17 protein-coding genes are annotated in these 16,829 nt (G+C 60.4%); 5 read left to right on the forward strand and 12 right to left on the reverse strand.

Going from position 1 to position 16,829, the window contains the following annotated elements:
* Positions 1-137 precede the first annotated feature (137 nt).
* The gene (locus tag PSH91_RS12510) at positions 138-404 is read right to left on the reverse strand and encodes a hypothetical protein (RefSeq protein ID WP_047226544.1); all 267 of its coding nucleotides are present in this window, start codon (positions 402-404) and stop codon (positions 138-140) included.
* 340 nt (positions 405-744) lie between these two features.
* Between PSH91_RS12510 and PSH91_RS12515 the strand changes: the two genes are divergently transcribed.
* The gene (locus tag PSH91_RS12515; RefSeq protein WP_047226543.1) at positions 745-2,070 is read left to right on the forward strand and encodes a sigma-54 dependent transcriptional regulator; all 1,326 of its coding nucleotides are present in this window, start codon (positions 745-747) and stop codon (positions 2,068-2,070) included.
* A gap of 119 nt (positions 2,071-2,189) precedes the next feature.
* On the opposite strand, the gene PSH91_RS12520 is transcribed toward PSH91_RS12515, so the two are convergent.
* The 9 genes from PSH91_RS12520 to PSH91_RS12560 form a co-directional block, all read right to left on the reverse strand.
* Entirely contained in the window at positions 2,190-3,452 is a 1,263-nt protein-coding gene (locus tag PSH91_RS12520) for a transporter (RefSeq protein WP_047226542.1), read from the reverse strand.
* 46 nt (positions 3,453-3,498) lie between these two features.
* Complete coding sequence (locus PSH91_RS12525) at positions 3,499-4,245, reverse strand: hypothetical protein (protein ID WP_076384967.1); 747 nt, start codon at positions 4,243-4,245, stop codon at positions 3,499-3,501.
* 58 nt (positions 4,246-4,303) lie between these two features.
* Complete coding sequence (locus tag PSH91_RS12530) at positions 4,304-4,984, reverse strand: C39 family peptidase (RefSeq protein WP_092397940.1); 681 nt, start codon at positions 4,982-4,984, stop codon at positions 4,304-4,306.
* A 65-nt stretch (positions 4,985-5,049) separates the two neighbouring features.
* Positions 5,050-6,021, reverse strand: a complete 972-nt coding sequence (locus tag PSH91_RS12535) for a hypothetical protein (protein ID WP_047226539.1) — start codon at positions 6,019-6,021, stop codon at positions 5,050-5,052.
* Positions 6,022-6,084: 63 nt separating this feature from the next.
* Complete coding sequence (locus PSH91_RS12540; protein ID WP_139050352.1) at positions 6,085-6,663, reverse strand: adhesin; 579 nt, start codon at positions 6,661-6,663, stop codon at positions 6,085-6,087.
* Position 6,664: 1 nt separating this feature from the next.
* Positions 6,665-7,114 (reverse strand): hypothetical protein, encoded by a 450-nt coding sequence (locus tag PSH91_RS12545; protein WP_076384961.1) that lies wholly within the window; start codon positions 7,112-7,114, stop codon positions 6,665-6,667.
* 320 nt (positions 7,115-7,434) lie between these two features.
* Entirely contained in the window at positions 7,435-7,959 is a 525-nt protein-coding gene (locus PSH91_RS12550; protein ID WP_047226536.1) for an AAA family ATPase, read from the reverse strand.
* Positions 7,956-8,519 carry a nicotinamide riboside transporter PnuC gene (gene pnuC, locus PSH91_RS12555; RefSeq protein WP_047226535.1) on the reverse strand — a complete coding sequence of 188 codons (564 nt, stop codon included), beginning with the start codon at positions 8,517-8,519 and terminating at the stop codon, positions 7,956-7,958. The genes PSH91_RS12550 and pnuC overlap by 4 nt, the downstream gene beginning before the upstream one ends.
* A 57-nt stretch (positions 8,520-8,576) precedes the next feature.
* On the reverse strand, positions 8,577-9,065 hold the full coding sequence (locus PSH91_RS12560; protein ID WP_047226534.1) for a MarR family winged helix-turn-helix transcriptional regulator: 489 nt from the start codon (positions 9,063-9,065) through the stop codon (positions 8,577-8,579).
* A gap of 215 nt (positions 9,066-9,280) precedes the next feature.
* Between PSH91_RS12560 and PSH91_RS12565 the strand changes: the two genes are divergently transcribed.
* From PSH91_RS12565 to PSH91_RS12580, 4 genes are all read left to right on the forward strand, one after another.
* Positions 9,281-10,111, forward strand: a complete 831-nt coding sequence (locus PSH91_RS12565) for a p-hydroxycinnamoyl CoA hydratase/lyase (protein ID WP_003202420.1) — start codon at positions 9,281-9,283, stop codon at positions 10,109-10,111.
* A gap of 106 nt (positions 10,112-10,217) precedes the next feature.
* Positions 10,218-11,666, forward strand: a complete 1,449-nt coding sequence (locus tag PSH91_RS12570; protein WP_047226533.1) for an aldehyde dehydrogenase — start codon at positions 10,218-10,220, stop codon at positions 11,664-11,666.
* Between the two features lie 142 nt (positions 11,667-11,808).
* Positions 11,809-13,677 carry a feruloyl-CoA synthase gene (locus PSH91_RS12575; protein ID WP_305468368.1) on the forward strand — a complete coding sequence of 623 codons (1,869 nt, stop codon included), beginning with the start codon at positions 11,809-11,811 and terminating at the stop codon, positions 13,675-13,677.
* Between the two features lie 256 nt (positions 13,678-13,933).
* Positions 13,934-14,647 carry a GntR family transcriptional regulator gene (locus PSH91_RS12580; RefSeq protein WP_047226532.1) on the forward strand — a complete coding sequence of 238 codons (714 nt, stop codon included), beginning with the start codon at positions 13,934-13,936 and terminating at the stop codon, positions 14,645-14,647.
* Positions 14,648-14,774: 127 nt separating this feature from the next.
* On the opposite strand, the gene PSH91_RS12585 is transcribed toward PSH91_RS12580, so the two are convergent.
* Positions 14,775-15,725 (reverse strand): PDR/VanB family oxidoreductase, encoded by a 951-nt coding sequence (locus PSH91_RS12585; protein ID WP_076384957.1) that lies wholly within the window; start codon positions 15,723-15,725, stop codon positions 14,775-14,777.
* Positions 15,722-16,798 (reverse strand): aromatic ring-hydroxylating dioxygenase subunit alpha, encoded by a 1,077-nt coding sequence (locus PSH91_RS12590; protein WP_076384955.1) that lies wholly within the window; start codon positions 16,796-16,798, stop codon positions 15,722-15,724. Before PSH91_RS12590 ends, PSH91_RS12585 begins: the two co-directional genes overlap by 4 nt.
* Between the last annotated feature and the right edge of the window lie 31 nt (positions 16,799-16,829).

Genomic DNA, 16,829 nt, shown 5'->3' on the forward strand with positions numbered 1-16,829 from the left:
AGGGCAACATTCAATCCCTGAATGTGACAATGCACAACTATCAGACTCTGCAGAAACAGCAGCGAATCGTGCCAGAACACTGGCTTTTCGATCCAGTGCAAAGCCTGCAATCCATCATCAGGATTACCGCTAAGGATTTACTCAGGCATGGACCAGGATTGCAGGGTGTAGCCTTCCTGGCTCAACTCGGCACGGGCCTGTTTCAAGCAGTCAGCCAGTTGGGCCGGGTCGGTGTAGGCACTGCTTGGAATCTGAGTGCGGCCAATATGAGTATTGGTGCGGTCAATGACGGTCAGGCTCAGTTCACCATTACCGTCTTGTGGAGCCCAGGCCACGCATTGAAAAGGACGAAAGGCGCGGTCGGCAATCAAAAGAGCTTCGTTGATACGGAGCGGGGCGTTCATGGCGTTATCTCTTAAGTATGCCCAATCAAATGATGTGCCGTCGGTTGGGCGTACCGGGCGGCTGGTTACTTGTACTGATGTCTTGTAAGGGGGGGCAGGTCACACATTCCTTAAATAAATTTCGATTTTCTTTCAGACCCGGCTTTTGGACTTTTGTTTGAAAGCTTGATGAAAGATTCAAGCGGGCGACAACTAACGAAACGCGCGCTTATAACCACTTTAAAGCGAACTCGATAATCAATTGATACAAGCAGGTGTCAACTTCTTGCTACTGTTACATGCAGGTTCGCCAAACGACTGTTTTTCCTCATATTCCTTATTTTGGCGCCAAGGATCAGTCATGATCGAAGCCAGTACGTCGCGTCGTCTGCTCGTGGTTGATCCCTGCGATGATTGCCATCGCCTGTTGCCCGGATTACGCACCATTGGCTGGGACGTGGAGAGCTGTTCCCTTGAACATGCGGGCGATCGAACGTGCGATGTGGGCCTGTTGCGACTTCAACCTTTTCATCTGGAACGGCCGGAGGCGGTCAAGGAGTTGATCAGCCGCAGCGGCACCGAGTGGATCGCCGTGCTGAATCAGGAAGTATTGCGTCTGAAGAATGTGGGGGACTTTGTCTGCGAGTGGTTTTTTGATTTTCATACCTTGCCATTCGACGTGTCCCGGGTTCAGGTGACTCTGGGCCGCGCCTTTGGCATGGCGCGTTTGCGCGGACAGGGCTCGATTCACATCAATGAGCCCGAACATGAATTACTGGGCGACAGCAAACCCATTCGGGAGCTGCGCAAATTGTTGAGCAAACTGGCACCTGCCGAATCGCCCGTGTTGATTCGCGGTGAAAGCGGCACCGGCAAGGAGTTGGTGGCGCGCACGCTGCATCGCCAATCCCATCGGCGCAACAAACCGTTCATTGCCATCAATTGTGGCGCGATACCGGAGCACTTGATCCAGTCGGAATTGTTCGGGCACGAGAAAGGCGCTTTCACGGGTGCCCATCAGCGCAAGATCGGGCGGATCGAAGCAGCTCACGGCGGCACCCTGTTTCTGGATGAAATTGGCGACCTGCCGTTGGAGCTACAGGCCAATCTGTTGCGTTTCCTGCAGGAGAAACACATCGAGCGGGTCGGAGGCAGCCAGCCGATCGCCGTCGATGTGCGGATTTTGGCCGCCACCCATGTGGATCTGGAAGCAGCCATCGAGCACAAGCTGTTTCGTGAAGACCTGTATTATCGCTTGAACGTGCTGCAGGTGCTGATGGCGCCGTTGCGTGAACGCCATGGCGATTTGTCGATGCTGGCCAGCCACTTCTCGCATTTCTACAGTCAGGAAACCGGTCGCCGGCCTCGCAGTTTCAGTGAAGACGCGTTGGTGGCCATGGGCAAGCATGACTGGCCGGGCAATGTGCGTGAGCTGGCCAACCGGGTACGTCGCGGCCTGGTGTTGGCCGAGGGGCGGCAGATCGAAGCGATGGACCTTGGCCTGACAGGTCATCAAGGGCCGGTGGCGCCGATGGGCACCCTTGAAGACTACAAGACCCGTGCTGAGCGCCAGGCGTTGAGCGATGTGCTTAACCGGCACAGTGACAACCTGAGTGTTGCTGCCCGCGTGCTGGGCATATCCCGACCGACGTTCTACCGGCTTCTGCACAAGCATCAAATCCGCTGAATCAAGCCTTGCCCTATTCGATGTGGGGGCGAGCCTGCTCGCGGTAGCGGTGTGTCAGTCACCAACAGGTCACTGATCTACCACTACCGCGAGCAGGCTCGCTCCCACAGGGCACTGCGTTAGAAGTAATACGGGAATTTCAGGCTAAAGGTGAAGTCCGGTGCATCGTCGGTCAGACCGATGGACAGGTTGGGGACGATGGTCAGGTTGTCGCTGGCGGCTACGGTCATGCCGATGTTGAAGTAGCCGGCATTGGCGTCGCTGGAAACCACCGATTCCCAATCCCCGCCGTCCTGTTTGAGCTTGCTTTTCTTTTGTATGAGGTCGGAAACCGAGAACGACATACTCATCTTCTCGTTCAGCGCGAAGGCAATGCCCGCGCCGATCTGGAAGCTGTCGCCGATCCGCACCTTGCCCGGTATCCTCTGGTTGACGGTGGAGCTTATGTCGTCGAAGGACTCTTCGAAGTTATGGGTGTAGGAGAGGCTGCCGAACAGCACGGCCGGATCGAAGGTCTTGACCAGCGAGATCCCGGGTGTGATCGACCATACGCCGTTGCCGGTGGGCAGGTCTTCAGGCACAAACAGGTTGGTGTTGGCCTGGGACTGGCGCAGCTTGATGCCGAACGGCTCTTCGCCGGTTGGCGCCTTGACGCGCAGAGTGAGCACCGCGTCCGGGCTGTTGATCGATTCGTCCATGAATTTGTAGGCGATGCCGAAGTTGACGTCACCGATGGTGGGATCGCGGGTAACGGTTTCTTCGCTGGTCACCCCAGCTGCCCCTTGGTTGGCACCGCCGGACTGATAGGTGGATTCGCGGTAGACCACCGGTACGTTGAGGTCGAACTGCCAGCGATTGTCGAAGTTGTAACGGCCGGTGAGGTCCAGGGTCCAGGTGTCGGCCTTGATCCTGTCCAGGTTGATGTTGCCCAGGAAAATCGAGTCCAGGGCCAGGAAGCCGTTCAGAATCAATTGTCGTGTGTCGTAGCGCGAATAGGTCACGCCGGTTTCGAAGCTGAACTTGCCACCGCCAAAAAAGCCGCTGGCCTCGTCATAGAGGTTGGAGACACTCTGGGCGGGCTGTGAATCATCGGCCAGGGACTGCCCGTAACCGCTGCCGCCAGCCGCAGTCTGGTTGCCTTTCATGTCGGCTGGGGATTTGGCCAGGCGCTTGGGCGCGGGAGCAGCGGGTTGATCTTCGACCTGGCGGACTCGCTGCTCGAGTACCGCCAGGGCTCTTTGCTGGACCTCGTATCGTTGTCTGAGCTCGAGAAGCTCCTGCTTCAGTGCTTGAATGTCGGCGTCCGGTGCTGCTTGCAGCAGGGGCGCCGGTAAAAGGGTGCTTACGCACATCACAGCGCGCAACGATACGGATCGATACATGAAATATGCCGTCCCTATTTGCCCAGTGGTCGCAAGGCAGCGTAGTTCAATATCCGAGATTGCGCAGTCCGCGCAGCTGGGTCAGGTTGCAGTCCAAAGCTCCGGCGCTAAGGCCGTTGTTGTTCAACACCACGTTGAGTTGCGTCATGTTGTTGACCAGGTTGCTGTTACCCAGCAAGCGAGTGTTTTGCAGCAAGCCGCCCTGGGCGACTTGTTGCAGAGAACTACCCTGGTTGTGGTTGGCCTGGATCGCCATCTGCACGCCGCTGCCGGTGGCGGTAACCGCGACACTGCCGGCGGCGTTGCTGCCGCTGATGGTTTGGCCTTTGCTCAGCAGCTGGCCTTGAGCAGGCACCAGTGCGGGTGCCTGGTTGCTTTCCCTGACGTTGATGCTGACGTTGTTGTAGGCGGAATTGCCATCGCCCGCGGCGCGCACGCTCTGGGTCACGCCCTGGCCACCGGCCAGGCCCGCGCCACCGACAATGTTGCCGCTGCCCTGTTGCGGGGCCTGGCCATTGCCGGTCTGCTTGATCGTTGAAACATAGAACTGGGGTTTGACGGTGGCCGCCTGGATTTGCATGGAACTGCTCGCGCCGATCAGGTCGCCACTGGCGTTGCGCCAGGTGCTGCTCATGACGATGCCGAAGCTGATGACCCGACCGGGCATGACATAGCGTCCACGCAGTTCGGCAAGCTCCTGATCCTTGACTTCGATGGGTTTGAATCCGGCGTGGGCATGGCCCGACACAGCCGCGGCAAGGCTGGCAAACGCCAGCCAACGTGAAGTTTTCATGTGCTGCTCCCGGAGCTTCCTGCTCCTTTTGTACTTATGGTTGGCGATTGGTCGGCGATTAGAAAAAGTCGCTCTGTATGAAACCAAAATCCATCAGCTCTGCATCTTTGACCGGGTTGAACCCGTCCAGTTTGTTACGCGCCGTTAGCGGTTGCGGAGGGGTGCGCAGTGCGTTGGTCTTGTCGTAACCCGGGCCGACGATGGCAAACACGATGCCGTTCCAGCCTTTGACGAAATCGTCATGGGCGTAGCGCTTGTGCCCCAGTACGGGGTCGGCGATATAAACCCATTGCTGGTCGGCTCGCTGCAATACCACGAAGTGCTTGTAGCCACGGATGTCCATCAGGACCACCACCGGAATTGTCACTGCCTCGAGCTTTTCCGGCGGTATCCGGTAGCCCCTGGCGCGCATGCCGATGCTTTCCACGTAGCGCTTCATATCGAGCATGGAAAATCCCTGGGTGCGGACCAGGTCATGGTCGGCTTTGACCAGCATGCCCTTGATGACGTGCTCTTCATCCACGTCAAGCCAATAGGCCTGGCGCAGTACCGTGGCCAGCGCGGCGGCGCCGCAACTGAAATCGGTTTTCTGTTCGACGATGTCACTGAATTTGCGCTCGCGCACACTCTGTACTGGCTTGTAGACCAGCATGCCGCCGGGCAGGGCGGCGACCGGCATCTGCGCAGCTTCAGCCACGCCGGCCAGACAAAGGAGCAGAGAAAGGGCTGCCGCTCGCATGATCGATACGCCTTATGCACACCTGGGAAAGAAGCCCCGTTTCCGGGGCTTCGTTTCGATCGCGCTTACATGCAAGCCCTGCAACCGGCCGAAATGGACAGCGAGTTGCTTTGCTGGTTGCCCACGCCCGCCGACACGTTGGCGCCGCCGTTACCGGAGAAGCCGTTCATGGAGTTGGTCATGGTCGCGTTGTTGATGACAGGGTTTTTCCAGCCATCGCGGGTCAGCACTTGTTGAGTGTTGCTGCCGGCCAGTTCGAAAGTGCCCACGGCGGAGAACTTGAACTTGTCGTCATCGTGACCGCCGCCGTAGCCGCCTCTGTTGCCCCAGCCGCCATGGTCGTCGTCTTCAACGGTGCCGGTGCCTTTGGCCTTGAAGGTGCCGGAAGCGGCATAGGTGCTGGTGAGGGTGTCGGTCTTGTAGGTCCGTACGCCCTTGTTGTCGACCACAAGGCCTGTGGAAGACTGATCAGCCGAGGCTGCGGCCTCTGCGACACGTCCGCCCGATACAGCGATGGCCAGGTTGTTTTTCTGTTGGTTGAAGTTGCCGGCCGTCACGTTGATGCCGATGTTGCCGGAGCCATTGTTGCCCGCATTGGTGAGCGAGGCGTTGTTTCGGGTCGAGTTGTTTTTGACGTAGTTATTGTTATTGACCTGCATGGCGCTGGAGGTCGCGACCGCCGAGCCGAAGATGAATGCTTCGTCAGCGGTGGCGATGGCGGCGGCATTGTCCTGCTGGTTGCCATCGCCGGCGGCGATGTTGGCGCCCATATTGCCGTTGCTGCCATTGAGCGAGTCAGCGGCTTCAGCCGTGTTGCGGGTGGCCTGGTTGGTCACCACGTTGCCGTCGCTGTTCTGCTCATCCATCACGGTCGCGCTAGCCCCGGCGGTGATCGAAAGCAGTTGTTCAAACGACGGACCTTGCGGACCGTGATTGCCATGCCCGTTGCCACGTCCGTTTCCATCAGCCTGTGCAGCCATTGCCATGACAGCGGCGAGAGCGAAAACCAATGGTTTAAGTGCCATTGTTGGTTTCATGGTGTTTCTCCTTGCGTGTCGTTGGTTAAGTGTCAGTACTTTCTTATGCCCACGTTTTTCGGGTCAGTCAGCGACCCGGATGCTCAGGGTGTTAGCCATGCGGTTCCCCACCCCGGCACTCTGGTTCACCTGGATAACCCCTCGGCTGCCGGTGAAGGCCTGATCGCTGGTGACGACCTGGCGACTGCCGGTTGGGGTGCCAGTTGCTCCTGAGTTTGGTAACAACGCCACGTTCTGTTGAGAAAGGGCGCTATCGTCGATGCTCTGCGGCCGGGCACTGATGCCCACCCGCATGACATTGGCCATCTGGTTGTTGGCGCCGGCGGACTGGTTCACGCCCAGTACTCCGTTGCCGTTGCTAAATGAGCTGCCGCCGATGCGGGCCGTTGCGTTCATCGACGGGTCGGCCGCGGTGTCCAGTCGTTGACGCACGACAGTGGTGGCCTGGGCGTGAGTGCCGATGGCGATGGCCCGGGTGTTGGTCTGCTGGGTCTGATCGCCAGCGGCCTGGTTGACGTTGAAGTTGCCGGTATAGCGGCTGCCGGAATCCTGCAGATTGGCATTGCTGATCACCGCCGCGCCCGGATCGGCGAACGCGGTGGACGAGCCGAGCAGGGCAAGCAGAAACAGGGTTGGCTTCATGTCACTGACCTCCGGCCAGCCGGCCCAGCGGGGCCAGCCCTGAACTCAGCGAGCGGTTGATCGTGCCGGAGATGGCACCACCGTTGCCGCCACCGTGACCGGCGCGCATGCCCGGCAAGCCGTTGGGGTTGGTCACGATGTTCAGACCTTGTACGCCGGTGTTGTTCGGGTTCACGGCGTTGCGGATCGACGAGCCGCTGGCGACGCTGGCGAATTCGCCGTCGCTCAGCTCGATGCTGGCGGTCGCTTGATTGACTCGATCAGATGGGTTGGCGTTGACGGTGCTCGGGTAGGGGTCTTTGCCACCGTTGCGACCGATATGAACGGGCTGTACGTCACGGGTGAGCACAATGACGCCGTTGCCCTCGGCCTGCACAGGGAGGCTGAACGTCGCGCCAGCGGCGCAGCCGATCAACAGCAGGCAGGTCAAGCTTCTATTGAAAGTCCCCACGGCATCGATTCCTTCTTCGGTGGGCTGGCCTTGGTCCAGCGTTGCGAAGGAGGAAGAGCAGGTGTTGTGCCGGTTATAAAAAATCTATCAAATTCAATGGGTTGCTATATTTAAGGGGAGTTTCGCCCAGCACCTGTTTCATCCGTGAGACAGGCCGATAGAGGCTAATGGCCGGGCGCTATCGCTTGGCTCTGGTTCAAGGCTTCGCAAGCAGGTGTTTCAAGAACCTGACAAAGGCACTGGAAAAACCATCGAAGTGCTCTGGAGCCGGGTTTGCCACGACTGGGGTGTTTCAAGAGTGGTACAAACAGAGGGGTAAATCAGGCTTGGAGCAGTCGAGTCACGGTTGCAAACACCCGTTCCCGACGTTGCGCCCAATCGCCTTCAATAACCTGGAAGGGTTGCTGATGCCGAACCAGCCATTGCTCGATAGCCTCGAAAAACCTCATTCGGTCTTCCAGTTCGGGTTGGCAGCGCAGGCCGTCGCCCGTCCATTCGACCTGTTGCGGGCTCAGCAGCAGGTGCAAGTCGTAATGGCGGGCCAGCAAGGCCGGCTCCAGCCAGCTTGGGCAGTCGCCGAACAGGGTTTGGCTCCAGAGGATGTTGCTCAACAGGTGGGTGTCGAGGATCAACAACGGTGGTTTACCGGCGCGGGCCGCGTCTTCCCAGGCCAACTGTCCTGCGGCGATATCGGTGATGTCCGACAGGCGGGTCTCACGCGGATTCTGTTCCATGAAGTGGCGAACGTATTCGTCCACCCGCAAGCCGCCGAAGTGCTCCTGCAACTGCGCCGCCAGCCAGCTCTTGCCACTGGACTCCGGACCGGTGAGTACCATCACCTTCATGTGCGCAGGACCGGGTCGGCGCGCCATTCGCGCCAGCCTTGTACGGCCAACAGCGTGAACAAAGCGTAGAGCGCAGCGGTCAGGTACAGGTCCTTGTAGATGAACAAGCCCACGAAGATGATGTCCAGGGCGATCCACAACGGCCAGCATTGCACGCGTTTTTGCGCCATCCACCACTGCGCCACGAGACTGAAGCCGGTGAGTGCAGCGTCGAGCCAGGGCTGGGCGGCGTCGGTCCAGTGCGCCATGGCAGCACCCAGCATCAGGCTGCCTGCCGCGCCGACCGCCAGGCCACGCAATACTGAAGGCGCGCCCAGACGGGTGATTTGTCGCCCCTCATGATGCTGCCCCGCACGAGTCCATTGGTACCAGCCATAGAGTTGCAGTACGGCGTAGACACACTGCAGCAACATGTCCGAGTACAGCTTCACTTCGAAGAAGATCCAGCTATAGAGCAGCACCATGACCAGGCCGATCGGCCAGCACCAGGGGTTCTGCTTGACGGTCAACCAGACAGCAATCACGCCGAGGGCTGCGGCAAACAGTTCAAGCCCGGACATGGCGATTCCTTGGGTAGTAGGAGAAGGCGGCGATTGTAAACGCTGGCGCCCGTTTTTCTATGCCTGGTAAACCTTCTTGAGCAGGCGCAGCAATTCTTCGCGCTCGGCACCGTCAAGCGTTGAGGTGGAGTCCAGGTCGCTCTGTGCGGCGATTTGCTTGAGTTCCTTGAGCAGGGTTTCGCCGGTTTTGCTCAGGAATATCCCGTAGGAGCGTTTGTCGGGCTTGCACCGCACCCGCACGGCCAGTGCCCGGCTTTCCAGCTTGTTCAACAGGGGCACGACTTGCGGCGGTTCGATCGACAGGGCCTTGGCCAGATCGGTCTGCATCAGGCCGGGGTTCTGGTCGATGATCGCCAGGGCCGAAAATTGGGCGGGCCGCAGATCGTGGATGGCGAGTCGACCGATCAGGTTCTGGAACAGTTTCAACTGGGCGCGACGCAGGGCGTAACCGATCAGATCATCCAGCGCGGAGTCCAGCGGGGCCTGTGCGTCGGTACCGCTGGCCTGGGGCTCGGCGGGTTCGGCAAGCTTGGAAGACTTGGCCATCGGAGGGAGCATCCTCAAGGTGAGTGATTAACAAGGCTATCCATTTTGCCGAGGTTGAAGCGCGATGGCTATGGTGGATATCGAAATCGGGATTTGTCGCTTTGTCCTGTCCGTTGGGAAAATACAGATAAATGGATTAATAGTTAATTGACATAACTAGTTTTCGAGTTTAATTTTTGCTCATCTTCAGCCAAGAACAAGAGAGCACGCCCGCCATGAGCAATTACGAAGGTCGCTGGAAAACGGTCAAGGTCGATATCGAGGAAGGCATTGCCTGGGTCACCCTCAATCGTCCAGAAAAACGCAACGCCATGAGTCCAACGCTCAATCGCGAGATGATCGACGTGCTGGAAACCCTGGAGCAGGACCCGGCCGCCGGTGTACTGGTGCTGACCGGGGCCGGTGATGCCTGGACGGCCGGCATGGACCTCAAGGAGTATTTCCGCGAAGTAGATGCCGGGCCTGAAATCCTGCAAGAAAAAATCCGTCGCGAAGCCTCCCAGTGGCAATGGAAACTGCTGCGCATGTACGCCAAGCCGACCATTGCGATGGTCAATGGCTGGTGCTTCGGTGGCGGCTTCAGCCCGCTGGTGGCGTGTGACCTGGCGATCTGCGCTGACGAGGCGACCTTCGGCCTTTCGGAAATCAACTGGGGCATCCCGCCCGGTAATCTGGTCAGCAAGGCCATGGCTGATACCGTGGGCCATCGCCAGTCGCTGTACTACATCATGACCGGCAAAACCTTTGGCGGGCAGAAAGCCGCCGAGATGGGACTGGTCAACGAAAGCGTGCCCCTGGCGCAACTGCGCGAAGTCACCGTTGAGCTGGCGCGTAACCTGCTGGAGAAAAACCCGGTGGTGTTGCGAGCAGCCAAGCACGGGTTCAAACGCTGCCGCGAACTGACCTGGGAGCAGAATGAGGATTACCTGTATGCCAAGCTCGATCAGTCGCGCCTGCTCGACACCGAGGGTGGTCGCGAGCAGGGGATGAAGCAGTTCCTCGACGACAAGAGCATCAAGCCGGGGTTGCAGACCTACAAGCGCTGAGACGACGGCGCGGCGGGTGTCTATCCTGCGCCCGCAGGCTGTTGTTCAAAAGCCCTTGGCGCTACTGTGAATGTGTTCCCTATAAAGACAATAAAGAGGAATCACCATGCTGGACGTGCCCCTGTTGATCGGCGGCCAGTCGTGCCCCGCCCGTGACGGTCGGACTTTCGAGCGTTGCAATCCGGTAACCGGTGAAGTGGTCTCCCGTGTGGCGGCTGCCACGCTGGAGGATGCCGACGCCGCCGTGGCCGCCGCGCAAGCTGCGTTTCCCGTCTGGGCAGCGCTGGCGCCCAATGAGCGACGCACGCGTCTGCTGCGTGCCGCCGAGCAATTGCAGGCGCGCACTGGCGAGTTCATCGCCGCTGCCGGCGAGACGGGCGCCATGGCCAACTGGTACGGTTTCAACGTGCATCTGGCGGCGAATATGCTGCGCGAAGCCGCGTCCATGACCACCCAGATCAACGGCGAAATCATTCCTTCGGATGTGCCCGGCAGTTTTGCCATGGCCTTGCGTCAGCCTTGCGGCGTGGTGCTGGGTATCGCGCCGTGGAATGCCCCGGTGATTCTCGCCACCCGCGCCATCGCCATGCCTCTGGCCTGCGGCAACACCGTGGTGCTCAAGGCTTCTGAAATCAGCCCGGCGGTGCACCGCTTGATTGGCCAGGTATTGCAGGACGCCGGACTGGGCGATGGCGTGGTCAATGTCATCTGCAATGCCCCGGCAGATGCGCCGGCCATTGTCGCGCGGCTGATCGCCAACCCTGCGGTACGCCGTGTCAATTTCACCGGCTCGACCCATGTCGGGCGCATCGTTGGCGAACTATCGGCGCGCCACCTCAAGCCGGCATTACTGGAACTGGGCGGCAAGGCGCCGTTGCTGGTGCTGGATGACGCTGACTTGGATGCAGCGGTAGAAGCCGCCGCCTTCGGGGCGTACTTCAATCAGGGGCAGATTTGCATGTCCACCGAGCGGCTGATCGTCGATGCCAGCGTGGCCGATGCCTTTGTTTCCCGGCTGAGCGCCAAGATCGCCACCTTGCGTGCCGGTGATCCTGCGGCCGGTGATTCGGTATTGGGTTCGCTGGTAGACGTCAGTGCCGGCCAGCGTATCAAGGGGTTGATCGACGATGCCTTGGCTAAAGGCGCGACGCTGGTGGCGGGAGGGCAACTGGACGGCAGCATTCTGCAGCCGACCTTGCTCGACGGCGTCACTCCAGACATGCGCCTGTACCGCGAAGAGTCTTTCGGTCCGGTGGCCGTGTTGCTGCGTGGTGAAGGCGACGAAGCCTTGTTGCGCCTGGCCAACGACTCCGAGTTCGGCCTTTCGGCAGCCATTTTCAGCCGCGATACCACTCGGGCGTTGGCTTTGGCCCAACGGGTCGAGTCGGGCATCTGTCACATCAATGGTCCGACCGTGCACGACGAGGCGCAGATGCCCTTCGGTGGGGTCAAGTCCAGCGGTTACGGCAGTTTTGGCGGCAAGGCGTCCATTGAGCATTTCACCCAGTTGCGCTGGGTGACGATGCAGAACGGCGCCCGGCATTACCCGATCTGATATCCGTCGCATGCGGGCGGCGGCGCGTGGACATCGCCGGCCCGATGCAGGCCAGACATAACAATAACAAGGCCGCAGCCAGATGCTGCCACGCTCCGCTCGCTTCGCGCGGGTTCGGCGTGCCTTGATGGAGGAAATGTACGTGAGTGTTGAGTTCAGATCGTCCTCCCGAGCCGGCCCCGGGCGCTATCGCCAGGTGTCGATTGGTCATCCAGCCGTTGAAGTCAGAGAAGAGCAGGGCATCCTGCACATGCGCTCCCTGGAGCCGTTGGCTGCGTTGCCGACGCGCTTGCTTGATCGCCTGGTGCATTGGGCCGAGGTGCGCCCGCAACAGACCTTTATTGCAGCCCGCCAGGCGGGCGGGGACTGGCGTCGAGTCAGCTATGCCCAGATGCTCGACAGCGTGCGGGCCATCGCTCAAGGTTTGTTGAACTATGGCCTGTCAGCCGAAAAGCCCCTGGCGCTGCTATCGGGTAATGACATCGAGCACCTGCAAATGGCCCTTGGCGCGATGTACGCTGGGATTCCCTATTGCCCGGTGTCGCCGGCCTATTCGTTGCTGTCCCAGGATTTCGCCAAGCTGCGGCACGTTTGCGATTTGTTGCAGCCGGGGCTGGTGTTTGTCAGCGAGGCCGCGCCGTTTGAGCGGGCGATCAATGCGGTGTTGCCGGCGGACATTCCCTTGATCACGGTACGTGGGGAAATGGCCGCAAGGTCCAGGGCAAGCTTTGCCAGCCTGCTGGCGCAACCCGGTGGTATTGAGGCCGAGCGCGCCTTTGCCGCCACCGGACCGGACAGCATTGCCAAGTTTCTCTTCACCTCGGGCTCCACCAAGCTGCCCAAGGCTGTGATCACGACCCAACGCATGCTCTGCGCCAATCAGCAAATGCTGTTGCAGACCTTTCCGGTGTTCGGTGAAGCGCCGCCGGTATTGGTGGATTGGTTGCCGTGGAACCACACATTCGGTGGCAGTCACAACGTCGGCATCGTGTTGTACAACGGCGGCACGTTTTACCTGGACGACGGCAAGCCCACCGCCCAGGGCTTCGCCGAAACCTTGCGCAACCTCAAGGAGATTTCTCCCACTGCGTACCTGACCGTGCCCAAAGGTTGGGAAGAGTTGGTCAGTGCCCTGGAGCAGGACGGCGAGTTGCGCGAGCGGTTCTTCGAGCGCATCAGTCTGTTCTTTTTTGCGGCAGCGGGTCTGTCCCAAAGTACTTGGGACCGGCTCGACAAGATCGCCGAACAGCATTGCGGCGAACGCATTCGCATGATGGCCGGGCTGGGCATGACGGAGGCGTCGCCGTCCTGCACTTTTACCACCGGGCCGTTGTCCATGGCCGGTTACATCGGCTTGCCGGCACCCGGCTGCGAGGTGCGGCTGGTGCCGGTGGACGGCAAGTTCGAAGGGCGCTTCCGCGGACCGCACATCATGCCCGGCTACTGGCGCTCGCCGCAGCAGACCGCTGAGGTGTTCGACGAAGACGGTTTTTACTGTTCGGGCGATGCGATCAAGTTGGCCGATCCCCATGACCCGCAATTGGGCCTGATGTTTGACGGACGGATAGCCGAGGACTTCAAGCTGTCCTCTGGGGTGTTTGTCAGTGTCGGGCCGCTGCGTAACCGGGCGGTGCTGGAGGGGACCCCGTATGTCCAGGACCTGGTGGTGACCGCGCCGGATCGCGAGTGCCTGGGCGCGCTGGTGTTCCCACGGCTGGCTGAATGCCGGCGCTTGTCAGGCCTGTCCCCGAGCGCCAGCGATGCCGAGGTCTTGGCCAGCCCACCGGTACGCCAGTGGTTTGCCGATTGGCTGCAACGTCTTAACCGCGAGGCGAGCGGCAACGCCAGCCGCGTAGAGTGGATTGCCTTGCTCGATGAGCCGCCCTCCATCGATCGTGGTGAAATCACCGACAAGGGCTCGATCAACCAACGGGCGGTGTTGCAATGGCGCGCGGCGAAAGTCGAGGCGCTGTATTGCGGCGAAGATCTGTCGATCCTGCGGGCGAACTAGTCGGTCCAGACCCAAAATCCGTGACAGCAAGGCTTGCCATCAATGTTGTCTGGTCTGCCGCCATCGCGAGCAGGCTCGCTCCCACAAGGATCTATGGCGGACCCATTGTGGGAGCGAGCCTGCTCGCGATGGCGGTCTGCCTGCCCCGCTGATTTTCCTGCGCTCGATTGCTCTTGCGTTCGCTCCATACCCCCGCCGTGACACACCGTCCCAAGCCTTCTACTATGGCGACTCTGTTTTCTCTGGAAGAACCTGGATGAGTAAGCCCGGCCAAACGGTGCTGGTCGCATTGCGCAGGATGATCGCCTCAGGCGAGCTGGCGGGCGGTGAGCGCTTGATGGAAATTCCCACGGCTGAGTTGTTCGGTGTTTCGCGAATGCCGGTGCGCATGGCGTTTCGTACCCTGGAGCAGGAAGGGCTGCTGGTGCGCTTCGGTGGTCGCGGATTCCAGGTGCGCTCGGTCAGTGCCGAGGAAATCGCCGGGGCCGTGGAGGTGCGTGGTGTGCTCGAAGGCCTGGCCGCGCGGCAAACGGCCGAGCGTGGCTTATCCGAAGAGGGGCGAGCGGCACTTGAACAATGCCTGGTGCAGGGCGACGAACTGTTTGCCAAGGGCTATGTGACCGAGGATGACCTTGAGGTCTATCACGACTTGAACATGCGCTTTCATCAGGTGATCGTCGAGGGCAGCCATAACCCGGCGATTGCCGATGCCCTGGCTCGCAACGATCACCTGCCATTTGCCTCAGTCACCGCCCTGGCGGTGGATCGTCAGAACATGGCCGGTGAATTTCGCCGCTTCAACTACGCCCACATGCAGCACCACTCGGTGTTCGATGCGCTGATCCATCGCCAGGGAGCCCGCGCCGAGGCAATCATGCGCGAACATGCCAATGCGACTTTGCGTTATGCCGAGGTGTTCGGCTCGACGTTGGCTGATGAGCGGATGAAGGTGATTGTTCGGTCGCAGTGAGCGCGCATACGGCTGGGGGAGCTAAGCTTGCTTGCGATAGCCGTCTGTCAGCCGATAGCAATGCTGACTGAGTCGCCGCCATCGCGAGCAAGCTTTGCTCCCACAAAGCTCTCCCACAGGGTATTGGTCAGATATCCAACACCAAAAGTGGCGTCTTCGAGCGGGAGCAGCACGGCGTGAACTGGTCGTTGCAAGCCTGTTCGGCCTCGGTCAAAAACATGTCCCGGTGCTCCGGCACACCTTCCAGCACACGCGTCAGGCAGGTGCCGCACACGCCCTGTTCGCAGGAGATCGGAATCTCGATACCATGGCTTTCCAGCACCTGGACCACGCTTCGGTCGGCGGGTACTTCGAAGACCTGGCCGCTGCTGGCGACTTTCACCGAGAAGCTGCCGTCCGCGCGGGTGTCGGTGGGCGCAGCGGCAAAGTACTCGCGGTGCACACAGCTTTCCCGCCAGCCCTGAACCTTGGCGGTGTCGAGGACATGCTGCATGAAGCCACCGGGACCGCACACATAGAGGTGCAGATCCTCACTGGGGGCGGCCAGGACCCTGGCAGCGTCCAGCATGGTTGCAGGCTCTTCATCGAAGTGCAGAAACACCCGGTCGGCATAAGGCGATTGGCGCAAGCGTTCGATAAAGGCTGCACGCTCCCTGGACCTGGCACAGTAATGCAGTTCGAACGCCGCACCGCTCTGGGCCAGGTGTTCGGCCATGCACAGGATCGGCGTAATACCGATACCGCCGGCAAACAGCAGGCTGCGTCGAGCCTCGGGGGCGAGGGGGAACAGGTTGCGCGGTTCGCTGATCAGCAAGCGCGCGCCTGGCAGAATCTGTTCATGCAAATTGCGCGAACCGCCTCGGGACGCGGCATCCTTGAGCACCCCGATGAGGTAGCGATGCCGTTCCTCGGGATGATTGCACAGCGAGTACTGACGAATCATGCCGTTGGGCAGGTGTACGTCGATATGGGCACCGGCGGTGAACGCCGGTAAAGGCTGGCCGTCGACACTCGTCAGCTCGTAGCTGCAAATGTCCTGGGCTTCGTTGTGTCGCGCCGTGACCTGGACTTCAATCATGCTCGCTGCTCTCCCTGATGGGTGCTGGCAATCAATCCCGCTTGTGGCTCGCGCTCACGGGCAATCCAACGATCCAGCACTCGACGCGACTGCACGCCGCCGGCATCGATATTGAGCTTGAGCAGGCTGCGTTGCGGGTGATCCAGCAGGTTGCGCTGCTGGCGTTCGAGCATTTCCAGGTCTTCGCTGAAAATCTTGCCCTGGCCTTCGCGAATGCTGGCGGTCAGTGCTTCGTCCTGGGGCTGGAAATGCCGGGCCATGCCCCAGAAGTACCAGATGGATGTCTCGGTTTCCGGGGTGATGAAGTCCACCACGATGCTGGACGCCTTGAACTGCGGCGCGGCGTGATACCCGCCGTTGCCGGCATGGGCCACGCCGACTTCGATCAGGACGTGGCTGGGCGGGGTGAAACGGCAGATCTGCCAGCGGTCCACCGGCACGTCGTCGGCCAGGTTGTTGCCGCGCAAGGCCATGCGCCAGAAGGGCGGGGCCATGATGTTTTCCATGTGCCGGGCGGTGACCACTTCGTCACCTTCGACCGTGGTCACCGGCGGCGCCTCGTCGATTTCCTTCTGGCCGATGCTGGAGGCGTGCACGTAGGTTTCGTGGGTCAGGTCCATCAGGTTGTCGATCATCAGGCGGTAATCGCACTGGATATGGAACAGGCCGCCGCCGTAAGCCCACTCGTCATTTTCGGCCCATTCAAGATGATGGATCAGCGTCGGGTCAGCCAAGGCCTGGTCACCGGGCCAGACCCAGATAAACCCATGACGCTCCTGCACCGCAAACGTCTTGTTGCAAGGGAATCCCCGGACCCGTTGCCCGGGCATTTCGACGGTCTTGCCGTCGCACCCCATCACCAGCCCGTGATAGCCGCACACCAGGTTACCGTTTTCGACATAACCCAAAGAGAGCGGGGCGCCGCGATGGGGGCAGAAGTCCTCGACAGCCGCGACCTTGCCTTCATGCCCACGGTAGAAAACCATCTTCTCGCCGCAGATCTGGCGGCCCAGAGGTTTGTCAGCGATTTCATCGGGGGTGCAGGCAACGTACCAGGTGTTCTTGGGATACATGACGGATCTCCGGGCGGATGTTGTTGTGCTT

It is taken from the genome of Pseudomonas sp. FP1154 (assembly GCF_030687245.1).
Classification (GTDB): Bacteria; Pseudomonadota; Gammaproteobacteria; order Pseudomonadales; family Pseudomonadaceae; genus Aquipseudomonas; species Aquipseudomonas rhizophila.

Bases quoted from the DNA above. Each gene is read 5' to 3' on its own strand.
- PSH91_RS12510 (WP_047226544.1), bottom strand. From the start codon at position 404: ATGAACGCCCCGCTCCGTATCAACGAAGCTCTTTTGATTGCCGACCGC.
- PSH91_RS12515 (WP_047226543.1), top strand. From the start codon at position 745: ATGATCGAAGCCAGTACGTCGCGTCGTCTGCTCGTGGTTGATCCCTGC.
- PSH91_RS12520 (WP_047226542.1), bottom strand. From the start codon at position 3,452: ATGTATCGATCCGTATCGTTGCGCGCTGTGATGTGCGTAAGCACCCTT.
- PSH91_RS12525 (WP_076384967.1), bottom strand. From the start codon at position 4,245: ATGAAAACTTCACGTTGGCTGGCGTTTGCCAGCCTTGCCGCGGCTGTG.
- PSH91_RS12530 (WP_092397940.1), bottom strand. From the start codon at position 4,984: ATGCGAGCGGCAGCCCTTTCTCTGCTCCTTTGTCTGGCCGGCGTGGCT.
- PSH91_RS12535 (WP_047226539.1), bottom strand. From the start codon at position 6,021: ATGAAACCAACAATGGCACTTAAACCATTGGTTTTCGCTCTCGCCGCT.
- PSH91_RS12540 (WP_139050352.1), bottom strand. From the start codon at position 6,663: ATGAAGCCAACCCTGTTTCTGCTTGCCCTGCTCGGCTCGTCCACCGCG.
- PSH91_RS12550 (WP_047226536.1), bottom strand. From the start codon at position 7,959: ATGAAGGTGATGGTACTCACCGGTCCGGAGTCCAGTGGCAAGAGCTGG.
- pnuC (WP_047226535.1), bottom strand. From the start codon at position 8,519: ATGTCCGGGCTTGAACTGTTTGCCGCAGCCCTCGGCGTGATTGCTGTC.
- PSH91_RS12560 (WP_047226534.1), bottom strand. From the start codon at position 9,065: ATGGCCAAGTCTTCCAAGCTTGCCGAACCCGCCGAGCCCCAGGCCAGC.
- PSH91_RS12565 (WP_003202420.1), top strand. From the start codon at position 9,281: ATGAGCAATTACGAAGGTCGCTGGAAAACGGTCAAGGTCGATATCGAG.
- PSH91_RS12570 (WP_047226533.1), top strand. From the start codon at position 10,218: ATGCTGGACGTGCCCCTGTTGATCGGCGGCCAGTCGTGCCCCGCCCGT.
- PSH91_RS12580 (WP_047226532.1), top strand. From the start codon at position 13,934: ATGAGTAAGCCCGGCCAAACGGTGCTGGTCGCATTGCGCAGGATGATC.
- PSH91_RS12585 (WP_076384957.1), bottom strand. From the start codon at position 15,725: ATGATTGAAGTCCAGGTCACGGCGCGACACAACGAAGCCCAGGACATT.
- PSH91_RS12590 (WP_076384955.1), bottom strand. From the start codon at position 16,798: ATGTATCCCAAGAACACCTGGTACGTTGCCTGCACCCCCGATGAAATC.